The sequence below is a fragment of the Streptomyces thermoalcalitolerans genome, assembly GCF_039525155.1.
Classification (GTDB): Bacteria; Actinomycetota; Actinomycetes; order Streptomycetales; family Streptomycetaceae; genus Streptomyces; species Streptomyces thermovulgaris.
In genome coordinates this window covers 62,730-76,651 of record NZ_BAAAHG010000003.1, presented here as the reverse complement: position 1 = coordinate 76,651, position 13,922 = coordinate 62,730, and the positions used below count along the sequence as shown (strand labels likewise).

Sequence of the window (13,922 nt, the reverse complement as noted above, 5' to 3'; positions counted from 1 at the left end):
TAGGGTGCGGTGCATGAGCGAACGCGCGGTGCTGCACGTGAAGGGACGGATCCTCGTCGGCCCGGACGAGGTCCGCGACGAACTGTGGGTGGTCGACGGCCGGATCTCCTACGACCGTCCGGCCGGCGCCCGTGACCTCCGCACCGTCGACGGCTGGGTGCTGCCCGGCCTGGTCGACGCCCACTGCCATGTGGGCCTCGACCAGCACGGCGCCGTCCCCGAGGACGTGGCGGAGAAGCAGGCGCTCACCGACCGGGACGCGGGCACGCTGCTGCTGCGCGACGCGGGCTCGCCCTCCGACACCCGGTGGATCGACGACCGCGAGGACCTGCCGAAGATCGTCCGGGCCGGCCGGCACATCGCCCGCACCCGCCGCTACATCCGCAACTACGCCTGGGAGATCGAGCCCGACGACCTCGTCGCGTACGTCGCCCAGGAGGCCCGGCGCGGCGACGGCTGGGTGAAGCTGGTCGGCGACTGGATCGACCGCGGCCTGGGCGATCTGTCGGCCTGCTGGCCGCGCGAGGCCGCCGAGGCGGCGATCGCGGAGGCGCACCGCCTGGGCGCCCGGGTCACCGCGCACTGCTTCGCCGAGGACTCCCTGCGCGACCTGGTCGAGGCGGGCATCGACTGCATCGAGCACGCCACGGGCCTGACCGAGGACCTGATCCCGCTCTTCGCCGAACGCGGTGTCGCGATCGTCCCCACCCTCGTCAACATCGCCACCTTCCCGAAGCTGGCCGAGGGGGGCGAGGCCAAGTACCCCCGCTGGGCGGCCCACATGCGCCGTCTGCACGAGCGCCGCTACGACACCGTCCGTGCCGCCTACGACGCCGGTGTGCCGGTCTACGTCGGCACCGACGCCGGAGGCTCCCTGCCCCACGGCCTGGTCGCGGCCGAGGTCGCCGAACTGGTCACGGCCGGCATCCCGCCCCTGCAGGCCCTCTCGGCGACGACCTGGGCCGCCCGGGCCTGGCTCGGCCGCCCCGGTCTGACGGAGGGCGCCCCGGCCGACCTCGTGGTCTACGACGAGGACCCGAGGGCGGACGTACGGGTGCTGGGAGCGCCACGGCGGGTGGTGCTGAACGGAAAGGTGATCGCATAGGGGGCCGGACAGGGGGCGCGCAGGGGTCGGGCAGGCGCCTGCGCGACGCGGTGTCACGGACGGCGAGGCACCCCCTGCCGAGGGGAACGCCCGTACTGGCCGAATCGAAGAATTGACCGAAACTCCCACGAAAGGGTGAAGTAGCGCAGGATCGCTGACCGTTCACTCTCAGTGCGTAATTCTTACCGGGTCCCAAGTACTCATCTCTGGGGGTCCCACACTTTGAACGGCCACACCTTCCGCATGCCCGCACGCCGTTGCGTCACCGTCGCCGCCGCCACCGCCCTGGCCGCCGGCCCGGTGGTACTGGCCGGCGCGAGCTCCGCGCACGCGACCGGCGCGCAGAACGGTCGCGCCGGCGCCTCCGTCCTGCGCACCGATCTCGATGTGTCCCTGCTCAACAAGGCGGTGCAGGTCCCGCTCGCCGTCTCCCTCAACGAGGTGCGGGCGCCGCAGAGCGCGGAGCAGACCACGCTGACCGCCCGGCTCGACGGGGTCAACGGCGGAAAGCCCTTCCATGTGCTCCGCGCCGACGTGGCGAAGTCCGGCGCGACGGTCTCGGCGGACAAGGCCGAGGGCACGGCCGAGCTGGTCCGCGCCAAGGTCCACGTCCCGGGCCTGCCCCTGCTGTCCGTCATCGAGGTCGGCCAGGTCACCTCCCGGGCGACCTGCGAGGCGGGCAAGGCCCCGGCCGCCGCCTCCAACGTCCTGGGCCCGGTCAAGGTCCTCGGCAAGCGGGTGACGCTCACCTCGGGCGGCACGACCGATGTCCACGTCCCGAACGTCGGCAAGGTCCGCCTGGACCTGTCGAAGCGGGAGACGACCTCCGCCACGGCCGCGGCCACGGCCCTCGAACTCAAGGTCTCCGTCGACCCGTTGAAGCTGAACGTCGCCAAGGTGGAGGGAACCCTCACCCTCGCCAGGGCGACCTGTGAATCCCCGGCGGCCCCCGAGGATCCCGGAACGGCCGCCGAAGAGCCCGCGGCACCCTCCGACAAGTCCGCGGCGCCCTCCGACAAGTCCGCGGCGCCCTCCGACAAGTCCGGGGAACCCTCCGAGAAGTCCGCGGCTCCCGAGGAGTCCGAGGCGCCCGAGAAGTCCGCGGCGTCCCCCGCCGGTGACGTGAAGGCCCAGGGCGCCCCCGCCTCCGAGGCCAACCTGGCGGAGACAGGCAGCAGTTCCCTGACGCCCTACCTGGCGGGAGGTTCGGCGGTGCTGCTCGCCCTCGGCGGCGGAGCGGTGGCGCTGGCCCGCAGGCGCAAGAAGAGCTGAGGGGCGTCCTGGAGGGAGTCCTGGAGGACGGCGTGGGGGCCAGGGGCAGGGGCGGGGAGTCCCTGCGCCCCCACTTCGTGAGGCCCGGGGCCGTCGGAGCCGTGGACTACGCCGGTGCGTCCAGGGCCGTGGCCAGGGCCGCCAGAAAGCCGGTCGTCGTCTCCCGGTCCCGCACCGCCAGACGCAGCCACTCCTCGCCCAGCCCCGGGAACGTGTCCCCGCGCCGCACCGCGTAGCCCAGGGCGCGCAGCCGGCGCCGTACCGCCGCCGCCCTCGGCATCCGGACCAGCACGAAGGGGCCCTCGGCCGGTTCCACCACCCGCACCCCGGCCGGTGCGAAGGAGGCCAGGCCCGCCACCAGGCGGGCCCGGTCCCGCGCGATGCGGCGGGCCGCGTCCTCCGCCTCCGCCAGGGCCCGTGGCTCCACGCACGCCTCGGCCGCCGCCAGCGCCGGCGTGGACACGGGCCACAGGGGCTGGGCCCGCTCCAGCTCCGCGATCACCTCCGGCGAGGACAGCGCATAGCCGATCCGCAGACCCGCCAGCCCCCAGGTCTTCGTCAGGCTGCGCAGCACCACCAGACCGGGCACGTCGGTCCGGCCCGCCAGTGCCTCCCGTTCGCCCGGCACCGCGTCCATGAAGGCCTCGTCGACCACCAGCACCCGGTCCGGACGGGCCAGTCCGGCGATCGTTGCGGCCGGGTGCAGGACCGATGTCGGGTTCGTCGGATTGCCGATCACCACCAGGTCCGCGCTCTCGGGGACGGCCGACGGATCGAGCCGGAAGCCGTCCTCCTCCCGCAGCAGCACCCGGTCCACCGTGTGCCCCGCGTCCCGCAGCGCCGCCTCCGGCTCCGTGAACTGCGGATGCACCACGACCGGACGGCGCACCTTCAACGCCCGCGCCAGCAGCACGAACGCCTCCGCCGCCCCGGCCGTCAGCAGCACCCGCTCCACCGGCAGCCCGTGCCGCGCCGCCACCGCCGCCCGCGCCGCCCGCCCGTCCGGGTAGGCCGCGAGCGAGGTGAGGGAGGCGGCGATCCGCTCCCGCAGCCACACCGGCGGCGTGCCGGCCCGTACGTTCACGGCGAGGTCCACCAGGGCCGCACCGTCGTCCCGTACCTCGGCGTCCCCGTGGTGCCGCAGGTCGTGTCCGTCCCGCATCCCGTCCTCAGTGCGCATGGGAGTGTGCGTGTCCGCCGTGGTGGTGCCCGTGATGGTGATGCCCGTGGTGGTGCCCGTCGTCGTCCGGATGGTAGTGCGGCTGCTGCGGCAGCCCCACCTTGTCCTCGAAGCCCGGCAGCGCGATCCGGTACACGCACGCGTCGCAGTTCATCCGCAGATCGCCCTTCACCGCCTCCTCGTACCGCTCCATCACCAGGTCCAGCAGCTCCGGCTCCGGCCCGATCACGTCCGCCGAGCGCACCTCGACCCCGGTGCGGGCCGCCGCCCAGTCCGCCGCCTGCCGCCGCACCCGGTCCGGCAGGACACCCGTGAACAGGAAGTACGGCAGGACGACGATCCGCCGCGCCCCCAGCCGCGCACACCGCTCCAGACCGCTCGGCACATCCGGCGCGGCCAGCGACACGAACGCCGTCTCCACGCCCGCGTATCCGCGCCCCTCCCACAGCAGCCGCGCCGCCTTGAACACCTCCGCGTTGGCGTCCGGGTCCGTCGAGCCGCGCCCGACCAGCAGCACGGTCACCTCCGAGCGCTCCCAGGAGGGGCCCATCGCCTCGTCCAGCCGCCGCTCCAGCACGCTCAGCAGCGCGGGATGCGGGCCCAGCGGACGGCCGTAGGTGTACGAGATCCCCGGGTGCCGCTGCTTCTCCCGGGCCAGCGCCGCCGGAATGTCCCCCTTGGCGTGCCCGGCGGACACCAGCATCAGCGGCACGGCGGCGAAGCGCCGCACCCCTCGCTCCACCAGCTCGGCGACCGCCTCGCCCAGCGGCGGCGGGGACAGCTCGATGAAGCCTCCCGCGACGGGCAGCTCGGGGTGACGGCGCCCCAGCTCCCGGACGAACGCGCGGAACGCCTCGGCCCCGGTCTCGTCCCGGGTGCCGTGACCGGCGATCAGCAGGGCGGGCGGCGTGGGGGTGGTCACAGGTTCTCCTCGGACGGCTCGACTGAATCGGGTGATTCGGATGAAGCGGATGAATCAGATGAAGTGGGGTGGTACAGAAGGGCGTTGAGCGCGGCCGCGGCGACCGCCGAACCGCCCTTCTCGGACACGTTGCTCACCGCGGGAAGCCCGCTTGCGCGCAACGCGGCCTTGGACTCGACCGCCCCGACGAAACCGACGGGCAGGCCGATGACGAGGGCGGGGGAGGCGTCCAGCCTCAGCAGCTCCTCCAGAGCGGTCGGGGCGCAGCCGATCACCCACAGGGCCCCCGGACCGACCTGCTCGTACGCCAGCCGGATCGCATGCGCCGAACGCGTCAGCCCGGGGCCCGGCCGGGCGTCCTTGAGCCGGCAGACGGTGTCGCGGCGGGTGATCCCGGCCGCCACCATCTCCACGTCCACGACCACGGGCGCCCCCGCGTGCAGCGCGGCATGGGCCCGCACCAGATCGCCCTCGTCCATGACGAGGTCACGGGCGTACTCCAGGTCGGCGGAGGAGTGGACGACCCGTTCCACCACCGCCCGGGTCAGCGGCGGGAGGTGCGAGGTGTCCAGGCGGGCGCGCAGCCGCCGGAAGGACTCCTGCTCGATGGGATGGACGACACGGTTCACGGCTGCTCCTCCCGGGTCTCCTGCCAGCGGTAGCCCCGCGGTGTGACCATCCGCCCCGCGATCGCACGGGTCGCGGTGTTGCCCACGGTCACGACCGTCATCATGTCGACCGTCGTCGGGTCCAGTTCCGCCAGCGTCGTCAGCAGGCTGGACTCGTCCGGACGCGAGGCGTTGCGCACGACACCGACCGGCGTCGTCGGCTTCCGGTGCCCGGCGAGGATCTCCAGCGCCCTGGGCAGCTGCCAGTCGCGGTTCCTGGAGCGCGGGTTGTAGAAGGTCACGACGAGGTCCGCCTCCGCCGCCGCCCGCACCCGCCGCTCGATGACCTCCCACGGCGTGTGCAGATCGGAGAGGCTGATCGACACATGGTCGTGCCCGAGCGGCGCGCCGAGGACCGCCCCGGCCGCGAGCGCCGCCGTGACCCCCGGCACGCCGACCACGTCGATGTCGTCCGACGCCTCGGCGAGCGCGGGGGAGGCCATCGCGTACACCCCGGCGTCCCCGCTGCCGATCAGTGCGACGGCGTGTCCGCGCCGGGCCTCGGCGACGGCCGTCCGCGCCCGCTCCTCCTCCGCCCCGAGCCCCGATGCGAGGATCCGGGTGCCGGGCCGCAGCAGATCGCGGATCTGGTCGACGTACTGGTCGAGCCCCACCAGCACGGAGGCCCGTCGCAGCTCCGCCTTCGCCCGCGGGGTCAGCAGGTCCCGGGCGCCCGGCCCGATCCCGACGATCGCGAGCCGTCCGCGCACCGGCCGCCGTACGACGGCGCACGTGGCCCTGGCCGGCCCCCCGTCCGCCCGCGTCGACTTCCGCTTGGGCACGAGCAGTTCGCCCCCGCCCACCAGCGCGGACGCCTCCGCGACCGACGGCGTGCCGACGGCGGCGAGCGGCGCGGCGGACGGATTCGGCACCTCGACCGCCGCCAGCTCCTCGGCGGGGTACGTCACCAGGGGCACCCCGAGCCGCTCGGCCGCCGCGACGAGCCCCGGCTCGCCGGCCTTGGCGTCGACGGTGGTGAGGCAGGAGACGGACCGCACGGACAGCCCCGCCTCCCGCAGCGCGCCCTCGACCAGCTCCAGCACCTCCTCCACGGGAACACCCCGGGAGGCGCCGACCCCGACCACGAGGGACGGCGGCCGCAGGACCACCTCGCGCCCGCCCGGCTCGACCGCCCGGTCCGTCACCCGCACGGTGTGCGCCCCCTGCGCCGCCACCGGCAGCGGGGGCAACGGCCACGGCACCTCGGCCTCGAGGACGACGGGCTCCCCGTCGAGCAGGGCCCGGGACACCGCGGCCACGTCCCCCTCCACCGGCAGCCCCAGGGTGTCCAGCCCCGGCAGCCCCACGGCGTCCGTCGCGGTCGTCACCACGGGCTCGGCCCCCAGCACCTCGCCCACCGCCACGGCGAGTTCATTGGCCCCGCCGCCGTGCCCGCCGACCAGGGAGACGGCGAACCGCCCGGCCTCGTCCACGCACACCACGCCCGGATCGGACGCCTTCTCGCCCAGCAGCGGCGCGATGAGCCGGACCACCGCCCCCGTCGCCAGGAAGCACACCACCTGCTCGCACTCGGCGAACGCGGCCCGCACGGCGTCCCCGACGGGCCCGTCGTACACCCGCGTACGGTCCGGCCACGCGGCCGCCAGCCGGTCCCGCGCGGCCGCGCCCGCCGCGGTGGCGGAAATGAGGCCGATCACTGACTCACTCCTTCACTGGACACCGGGGGCCGCACCCCCCACAGCAGGAACACGGGATTGGTCGCCGCCAGCCGGGTCACGTCCCCCGGCAGCGGTGCGAGCCGGGAGGACTGCAGCAGCACCCCGTCGCAGACGAACCCGGCGGCGGTCAGCGCCGCGCGCGCGGCCGGCACCCGGTCGAGCGCCGCCACGGCGACCACGACGGTCCGCCGGGCCCGGCGCGCGCACACGCCGACGATGCCGGGCAGTTCGCGTCCCCCGCCGCCCACGAACACGGCGTCGGGATCGTCGAGCCCCGACAGCGCGGCAGGAGCCGCACCGTGCACCACCGCCACGTCGACCCCGTGGGCGGCGGCGTTGGCGCGGATCCGCTCGACCCCGTCCGCCGCCTTCTCGACGGCGACGACCGCCGCCCCGAGCCGCGCGCACTCCACCGCCACCGACCCCGACCCGGCTCCCACGTCCCAGACCAGATCGCCCAGCCGCGGCCCGAGCCGGGCCAGCGCCAGCGCCCGCACCTCGAACTTGGTGATCATCGAGTCGCGGTGCGCGAACGCGTCCTCCGGCAGCGCCCAGCCCGCCGGTCCCTCCGCGAACCCGGCGACGGTCCGCGCACCGCCCAGCAGCCGTGACTCGTCCAGGCACAGCACCACGTTCACCGCCGTCCCCCAGTCCCGTCCGGCCGCCTCGGCGGGCGTGACCCGCTCCACGCGCTCGTGCGCCGGGTCGCCGAGCGCACGGGCCACGACCAGCACCCGGTCACCGGCGGGAGTGCGGGCCAGCGCGGCGCCCAGCTCGGCGGGCCCGGCGCCCGGCCCGGTCAGCACGGCGACCTTCGGACGGGCCCGGCACACCTGGACGGCCGTCCGCAGATCCCGCCCGTGCGCGCTGACCACCACCGCGTCGTCCCAGGGCAGCCCGAGCCGCGCGAAGGCGGCGGCGACGGAGGAGACCCCGGGGCGCACGTCCAGCCGCTCGGGCCCGAACCGCTCGGCCAGCGCCCGCACGATCCCGAAGAACCCCGGGTCGCCGGACGCCAGCACGACGACGCGCCGCTCCCGCGCGACGTACCGCTCCACCGCGTCCAGCGCGGGCCCCAGCGGCCCGAGCACGATCCGCTCGGCGCCCTCGGGCAGCCGGACGGCGTCCAGATGACGCCGCCCGCCCACGACGAGCCCGGCGCCGAGGAGCACCCGGGGGTCGTACGCCGTCCCCGCCCCCGTGCCGACGACTGTGATCATGTGCGCGCACCCCGTACGCGCAGGGCCTTGCGGGCCTCGGGGTCGGCCTTGCGGTAGCCGTGGAAGTGACCGGGGTGGTACAGGTGCGAGCGGGTGCCGTGCGCCTCCAGGGCCGGGCCGACCAGGAACAGCGTGTGCTTCCAGAGCTTGTGCTTCTTGACCGTCTCCTCCAGCGTGCCGACCGTGCACCTGACGATCAGCTCCTCCGGCCAGGTCGCCTGGTACGCCACCACGACCGGCGTGGACGCCGGATAGCCGCCCTCCAGCAGCTCCCGCGCCAGCTGGCCGCTGCGGGCCGCCGACAGGAAGACGGCCATGGTGGTGCCGTGCCGGGCGAACTCGCGCACCTCCTCACCGGGAGGCATCGGCGTCTTGCCGCCGCCGAGCCGGGTGAGCACCACCGACTGGGCGACCTCCGGAACGGTCAGCTCACGCCGGACGAGCGCGGCGACGGCGGAGAAGGAGGAGACGCCCGGCACGACCTCCGTCGCGATCCCGATGTCCGCGCACCGGTCGAGCTGCTCCTGCGTCCCGCCCCACAGGGCGGGGTCGCCGGAGTGGACCCGGGCCACTTTCAGCCCCTCCCGGTGGGCCCGCTCGTAGACGGCGACGACGTCCTCCAGGGACATGGTCGCCGAGTCCAGGATCTCCGCGTCCTCGCGGGCGTGTTCGAGCACCTCGGCCTGGACGAGGCTGGCCGCCCAGATCACGACGTCCGCCTCGGCGATCGCGCGGGCGGCGCGGAACGTCAGCAGATCGGCGGCGCCGGGGCCGGCACCGACGAAGGTCACCTTGCCGGCGGGTGCGTCGGCCATGGCTCGGGTCCTCTCATGCGGTCGTACGGTCATACGGGATGTCGTGGTGCGTCGTGGTGTCCGGGTGCGGCGGCGGCCGGAGGGACACGGCCGGGAGCGATGCCGGAACGTCCGGCGGCCCCGGCGGCTCCGGCGGTCCCGGTGGTCCGGTGGCGAGGGCGCAGGGCGGTTCCGCAAGGGCACGGGTGGTCACCGGGGCGGTCCCGCCTCACGCCCGGCGCGCGTTCCCGGTGCCCCCGGGCGTGACCGGCCTGCCGGGCCGGCCCGCCCCCGGCGCGGTTCACAACTTGCTGCCCCGCCCCCCGTCGCGCCGGGCGGGAGCGATGAGGGTGGAGAGGTACGGCAGGGGAGTCCCGTCGAGCTCCGCGGCCGGCCGGATGGACTCCTCCGGCAGGCCGAGCGCCGACCCCCACACCGCGCCCTCGAGCCGCCCGCTGTCCCGCAGGGCCTCGGCGACCTCCCGCGCCCGCCGCCCGAACTTGTACGCCACGACCGTCCCCGGCCCGTTCAGCGCCTCCTTGAGCACGGCGGCCCCGGCGGTGACGGGCACCAGGGTCAGCGGCTCGGTGCCCTCGGTGAGCACGGCACCCGAACGCGCCGCCAGGTCCTGCATGGCGGTGATCCCGGGCACGGTCTCCACGACGGTCCCCGGCACCAGCTCGGCGACGGTCTGCGCGAGATAGGTGAAGGTGGAGTACACGTTCGGGTCGCCGATGGTGGCGAAGGCGACGCACGCGTGCCGCGCGAGCAGACCGGCGACCCGCTCCCCGGCGGCGTCCCACGCGGCCTCGCGCCGCGCCCGGTCGGACCGCTCGTTCAGCGCGAACACCACCCGGACGACCTTCTCCTCGGGCACGTAGTGCAGCACGGTCGCCTCGGCGCGCCCCCGCTCCCCGGTGTCCATCACCGGGACGACCACGACATCGGCCCCGCGCAGCGCGTTGACCCCTTTCACGGTCACCAGCTCGGGGTCGCCGGGGCCCACCCCGACACCGATCAGCCTGCTGCTCATGACGTCCGGCACCTCTCGACGAACCGACGGGCGACACCGGGCGCGGCGGCCCAGTGAGTGTGCAGATAACTCGCGTGCACGTTCTGCTGTACGAAGCCTTCGACCCGCCGGCCGGGAGCACGCACCCCCCAGGCGGGAGCCGCCGCACCCGTCCCCGAGCCGGGCTCGACGACGGTCCGGTGGAACTCGTGCCCGCGCCTTCGCTCCCCGGCCGCGGCGAGCACGCTGTCCCCGACCGCCACGACGTCCCGGTAGCCGAGGGTGAGCCGCTCGGTCATCCGGGCGGTGGCGTCCAGCACGGCGCACATCGGCCGCCCGTCCAGCTCCCGGCACAGATACAGCAGCCCGGCGCACTCGGCGGCCACGGGAGCGCCCCCGAGCGCGAGGTCGGCGACGGCCCCGCGCAGCGGCTCGTTGGCGGACAGCTCGGCGGCGTACACCTCGGGGAAGCCGCCGCCGATCACCAGCCCGCGGGTCCCCTCGGGCAGCCGCTCGTCACGGAGCGGGTCGAAGGGGACGACCTCGGCACCGGCGGCGGTGAGCAGCTCCGTGTGCTCGGCGTAGGAGAAGGTGTAGGCGGCACCGCCGGCCACGGCGACCCTGGGCGCCGGACCGGCGCCCGGCGAGGGCGCGGCGTCCCCCGGCGGCCTCGCCGCCGCCACGGCCTCGGCCGCGTCCCAGGCCGCACAGGACAGCGTTCCCGCACCGCGCGCCAGCGCGACCAGCGCCGGCAGATCGCACCCGGCCTCCACCTGCGCGGCCATGGCCGCCACGGCCTCCAGGGCCGCGGCCCTCCGCTCGGCGACCGGCACCAGCCCCAGATGCCGGGAGGGCACATCGACCTGCGGAACCCGCCGGAGCACCCCCAGCACGGGCACCCCCGCCGCCTCCAGCGCCTCCCGCAGCAGCGCCTCGTGCCGGTCGGAGGCCACCTTGTTGAGGACCACGCCCCCCACCCGGACCTCCGGGTCCCAGGAGGCGAACCCGTGCACCAGCGCCGCCACCGAGCGCGACTGCGAGGAGGCGTCGACGACCAGCACCACCGGCGCCCGCAGCAGCTTGGCCACCTGCGCGGTGGACGCCAGCTCCCCCTGCCCGGCGGCCCCGTCGTACAGCCCCATCACCCCCTCGACGACGGCGATGTCGCACCCCCGTGCCCCGTGCAGGAACAACGGCCCGATCAGCTCGGGCCCGCACAGGTACGCGTCCAGGTTCCGTCCCGTGCGCCCGGTCGCGAGCGCGTGGTACCCGGGGTCGATGTAGTCCGGCCCCACCTTGTGCGGGGACACGGACAGCCCCCGCCGGGCCAGCGCGGCCATCAGCCCCGTGGCGACGGTGGTCTTGCCGCTGCCGGAGGCCGGCGCGGCCACGACCAGCCGGGGCACGGACGGGGACGTCACCACTCGATGCCCTTCTGGCCCTTCTGCCCGACGTCCATCGGGTGCTTGACCTTGGACATGTCGGTGACCAGATCGGCGAAGTCGACCAGCTTCCGCGGCGCGTTGCGTCCGGTGATCACCACATGCTGGGTCCCGGGCCGGTTCCGCAGCACCTCCACGACCTCGTCGGTGTCGACCCAGCCCCAGTGCATCGGATACGTGAACTCGTCGAGCACGTACAGCCGGTACGTCTCGGCGGCCAGGTCCCGCTTGACCTGCTCCCAGCCCTCGCGGGCCTTGGCCTCGTTGTCCATCTGGGCGTCCCGCTGCACCCAGGACCAGCCCTCGCCCATCTTGTGCCAGACGACGCTCCCGCCCTCGCCGGAGTCGCCCAGCACCCGCAGCGCCCGCTCCTCGCCGACCCGCCACTTGGCCGACTTGACGAACTGGAACACCCCGATCGGCCAGCCCTGGTTCCAGGCGCGCAGCGCCAGCCCGAAGGCGGCGGTGGACTTGCCCTTGCCGATCCCGGTGTGCACGACGACGAGCGGCCGGTGGCGCCGCTGCCGGGTCGTCAGTCCGTCGTCCGGCACCACACTCGGCTTCCCCTGCGGCATTACGCGGCCCTCCTGTCGCCTCGAACCTCCCTGACCAGTCCCGCGATCGCGTCGGCCCGCAGCTCGTCCGGCGTCACCGCGGCACCGCCCAGGTCCTGTGCGAGCCGCCCGGCCAGCCCCAGCCGGACGGGACCCGACTCGCAGTCGACGACCACCGACGCGACTCCCTCGGCGGTGAGCAGCCGCGCCGCACGCCCGGCGAGGGCGACCGGCTCGGGGCCGCCCGTGGCCCGCCCGTCGGTCACCACCACGAGCAGCGCCCGCCGCGCCGGGTCCCGCAACCGCTCCACGCGCAGCACGTCGTGCGCCTTGAGCAGCCCGGCGGCCAGCGGCGTGCGCCCCCCGGTGGGCAGCGCCTCCGGCCGGGCCGCCGCCGCGTCGACGAACGAGGTCGGCGGCAGCGCCACCTCGGCGCCCGACCCCCGGAAGGTCACCAGCCCCACCTTGTCCCGCCGCTGGTAGGCGTCCAGCAGCAGCGACAGCACCGCGCCCTTCACGGCGCTCATCCGCTGCCGCGCCGCCATCGACCCGGAGGCGTCCACCACGAACAGCACGAGGTTGGACTCGTGGCCCTCCCGCACCGCCTGCCGCAGATCGTCACGCCGCAGGAGCAGGCCGGGCCCGGTCCGCCCCCGCGCCCGCTGGTGCGGGGCCGCCGCCCGCACGGTCGCCGCCAGATGCAGCTTGGTCAGCGCCCCCCGGGGCCGCCGGGCCCCGATGGTCCGCCCGTGCTCGGTCCGGGCCCGCGAGCGCCGCCCGGCAGCCCCCTCGCCGATGCCGGGGACCCGGAGCACCCGGGCGCGGAACGGCTCGGAGGCACGCACGGCGGCCTGCTCGCCCGCACCGGCACCGGACGACGTCCGCGGCGTGCCGTCGTTCCCGTCGTTCCCGTCGGTCCTGTCGCCCTCGCTGCTCTCGCTGTTCTCGCCGTACTGCGGACCGCTGCCGTCGTCGGGCGCGGGCTGCCCGCCGCCTCCGCCGGGACCGCCGTCCGGGCCGGGATCGTCGTCCTCCGGTCCTGCGAACTCCCGGAGGGTCTCGTCGAGCTTGTCCTCGTCCAGACCAGGTGCGTCGAAAGGCGAACGACGCCTGCGGTGCGGCAGGGCCAGCAGCGCGGCCTGCCGCACGTCCTCGGCGAGCACCTCGGTCCGGCCGGCCCACGCGGCCAGCGCGGTGGCCGTGCGCGCCATCACGATGTCGGCGCGCATGCCGTCCACCTCGAACGCGGCACAGGTCGCCGCGATCTGCCGCAGCGCGCCGTCCCCCAGCCGGACCTGGGGCAGCAGCCGCCGCGCGGCCACGATCCGCTGCCGTACGGCGGCCTCCTCGTCGGCCCAGCGGGCGGCGAAGGCCACGGGGTCGTCCTCGTAGGCGAGCCGGCGCCGGACGACCTCGGCACGGGTCTCGGGGTCCCGGGAGGCGGCGACCTCGACCGTGAGGCCGAAGCGGTCCAGCAGCTGGGGGCGCAGCTCGCCCTCCTCGGGGTTCATGGTCCCGACGAGCAGGAACCGCGCCGCGTGCCGCACGGAGACACCCTCGCGCTCGACGTACGAGGCGCCCATCGCGGCGGCGTCCAGCAGCAGGTCGACCAGGTGGTCGTGGAGCAGGTTGACCTCGTCGACGTAGAGGATCCCGCGGTGCGCCTCGGCGAGCAGGCCCGGCTCGAACGCCTTCACGCCCTCGGAGAGGGCCCGCTCGATGTCCAGCGCACCGACGAGCCGGTCCTCGGAGGCGCCGACGGGGAGTTCGACCATGCGGGCGGGCCGTGCGACACCGCTGCCGTTCTCGTGCGGCCCGTCCGGGCAGGCGGGGTCCGGGGCCGAGGGGTCGCAGGAGAAACGGCAGCCGGGCACCACGTCGATCTCCGGCAGCAGCGCCGACAGGGCGCGGACCGCCGTGCTCTTCGCGGTCCCCTTCTCCCCGCGCACCAGGACACCGCCCACGCGCGGGGACACCGCGTTGAGCAGCAGAGCCAACCGCAGGTCGTCCTGCCCGACGACAGCGGTGAAGGGGTAGGGCGTGGTCACGCGACAATCACTCCTTCGCACGGCCG

The 13,922-nt window shown here is 75.3% G+C and carries 12 protein-coding genes; 2 read left to right on the top strand and 10 right to left on the bottom strand.

Annotated features, from left to right (window positions below; genetic code table 11):
- Positions 1-13 precede the first annotated feature (13 nt).
- Together ABD224_RS03105 and ABD224_RS03100 are read left to right on the top strand one after the other, a co-directional pair.
- Positions 14-1,105, top strand: a complete 1,092-nt coding sequence (locus ABD224_RS03105; RefSeq protein ID WP_344046457.1) for an amidohydrolase family protein — start codon at positions 14-16, stop codon at positions 1,103-1,105.
- Between the two features lie 222 nt (positions 1,106-1,327).
- On the top strand, positions 1,328-2,377 hold the full coding sequence (locus ABD224_RS03100; protein ID WP_344046456.1) for an SCO1860 family LAETG-anchored protein: 1,050 nt from the start codon (positions 1,328-1,330) through the stop codon (positions 2,375-2,377).
- Between the two features lie 106 nt (positions 2,378-2,483).
- Here ABD224_RS03100 and cobC read toward each other — a convergent pair whose 3' ends face one another.
- The 10 genes from cobC to ABD224_RS03050 all read right to left on the bottom strand — a co-directional run bounded on the left by cobC (position 2,484) and on the right by ABD224_RS03050 (position 13,896).
- Positions 2,484-3,557 (bottom strand): Rv2231c family histidinol phosphate aminotransferase CobC, encoded by a 1,074-nt coding sequence (gene cobC, locus ABD224_RS03095; RefSeq protein WP_344046455.1) that lies wholly within the window; start codon positions 3,555-3,557, stop codon positions 2,484-2,486.
- Positions 3,547-4,479: a sirohydrochlorin chelatase gene (locus ABD224_RS03090; protein ID WP_344046453.1), complete on the bottom strand. Its 933-nt coding sequence runs from the start codon at positions 4,477-4,479 to the stop codon at positions 3,547-3,549. The genes cobC and ABD224_RS03090 overlap by 11 nt, the downstream gene beginning before the upstream one ends.
- Positions 4,476-5,108: a precorrin-8X methylmutase gene (locus ABD224_RS03085; protein ID WP_344046451.1), complete on the bottom strand. Its 633-nt coding sequence runs from the start codon at positions 5,106-5,108 to the stop codon at positions 4,476-4,478. Before ABD224_RS03085 ends, ABD224_RS03090 begins: the two co-directional genes overlap by 4 nt.
- Positions 5,105-6,805, bottom strand: coding sequence for a precorrin-3B C(17)-methyltransferase (gene cobJ, locus ABD224_RS03080; RefSeq protein WP_344046449.1), 1,701 nt, complete (start codon positions 6,803-6,805; stop codon positions 5,105-5,107). The genes ABD224_RS03085 and cobJ overlap by 4 nt, the downstream gene beginning before the upstream one ends.
- A complete protein-coding gene (gene cbiE / locus ABD224_RS03075) occupies positions 6,802-8,046 on the bottom strand; it encodes a precorrin-6y C5,15-methyltransferase (decarboxylating) subunit CbiE (protein WP_344046447.1) in 1,245 nt (414 codons plus the stop codon). The genes cobJ and cbiE overlap by 4 nt, the downstream gene beginning before the upstream one ends.
- On the bottom strand, positions 8,043-8,861 hold the full coding sequence (gene cobM / locus ABD224_RS03070; RefSeq protein WP_344046445.1) for a precorrin-4 C(11)-methyltransferase: 819 nt from the start codon (positions 8,859-8,861) through the stop codon (positions 8,043-8,045). The genes cbiE and cobM overlap by 4 nt, the downstream gene beginning before the upstream one ends.
- Positions 8,862-9,141: 280 nt before the next feature.
- Positions 9,142-9,873 (bottom strand): precorrin-2 C(20)-methyltransferase, encoded by a 732-nt coding sequence (gene cobI / locus ABD224_RS03065; RefSeq protein WP_344046443.1) that lies wholly within the window; start codon positions 9,871-9,873, stop codon positions 9,142-9,144.
- Entirely contained in the window at positions 9,870-11,276 is a 1,407-nt protein-coding gene (locus tag ABD224_RS03060; protein WP_344046441.1) for a cobyrinic acid a,c-diamide synthase CobB, read from the bottom strand. Before ABD224_RS03060 ends, cobI begins: the two co-directional genes overlap by 4 nt.
- Positions 11,270-11,869, bottom strand: coding sequence for a cob(I)yrinic acid a,c-diamide adenosyltransferase (gene cobO, locus ABD224_RS03055; protein ID WP_344046439.1), 600 nt, complete (start codon positions 11,867-11,869; stop codon positions 11,270-11,272). Before cobO ends, ABD224_RS03060 begins: the two co-directional genes overlap by 7 nt.
- Entirely contained in the window at positions 11,869-13,896 is a 2,028-nt protein-coding gene (locus tag ABD224_RS03050; protein WP_344046437.1) for a putative cobaltochelatase, read from the bottom strand. Before ABD224_RS03050 ends, cobO begins: the two co-directional genes overlap by 1 nt.
- Positions 13,897-13,922: the final 26 nt, after the last annotated feature.

What these genes read in the sequence shown, in the direction of transcription:
- cbiE (WP_344046447.1), bottom strand. Translation starts at nt 8,046, where the DNA reads ATGATCACAGTCGTCGGCACGGGGGCGGGGACGGCGTACGACCCCCGG.
- cobM (WP_344046445.1), bottom strand. Translation starts at nt 8,861, where the DNA reads ATGGCCGACGCACCCGCCGGCAAGGTGACCTTCGTCGGTGCCGGCCCC.
- cobI (WP_344046443.1), bottom strand. Translation starts at nt 9,873, where the DNA reads ATGAGCAGCAGGCTGATCGGTGTCGGGGTGGGCCCCGGCGACCCCGAG.
- ABD224_RS03105 (WP_344046457.1), top strand. Translation starts at nt 14, where the DNA reads ATGAGCGAACGCGCGGTGCTGCACGTGAAGGGACGGATCCTCGTCGGC.
- cobO (WP_344046439.1), bottom strand. Translation starts at nt 11,869, where the DNA reads ATGCCGCAGGGGAAGCCGAGTGTGGTGCCGGACGACGGACTGACGACC.
- cobC (WP_344046455.1), bottom strand. Translation starts at nt 3,557, where the DNA reads ATGCGCACTGAGGACGGGATGCGGGACGGACACGACCTGCGGCACCAC.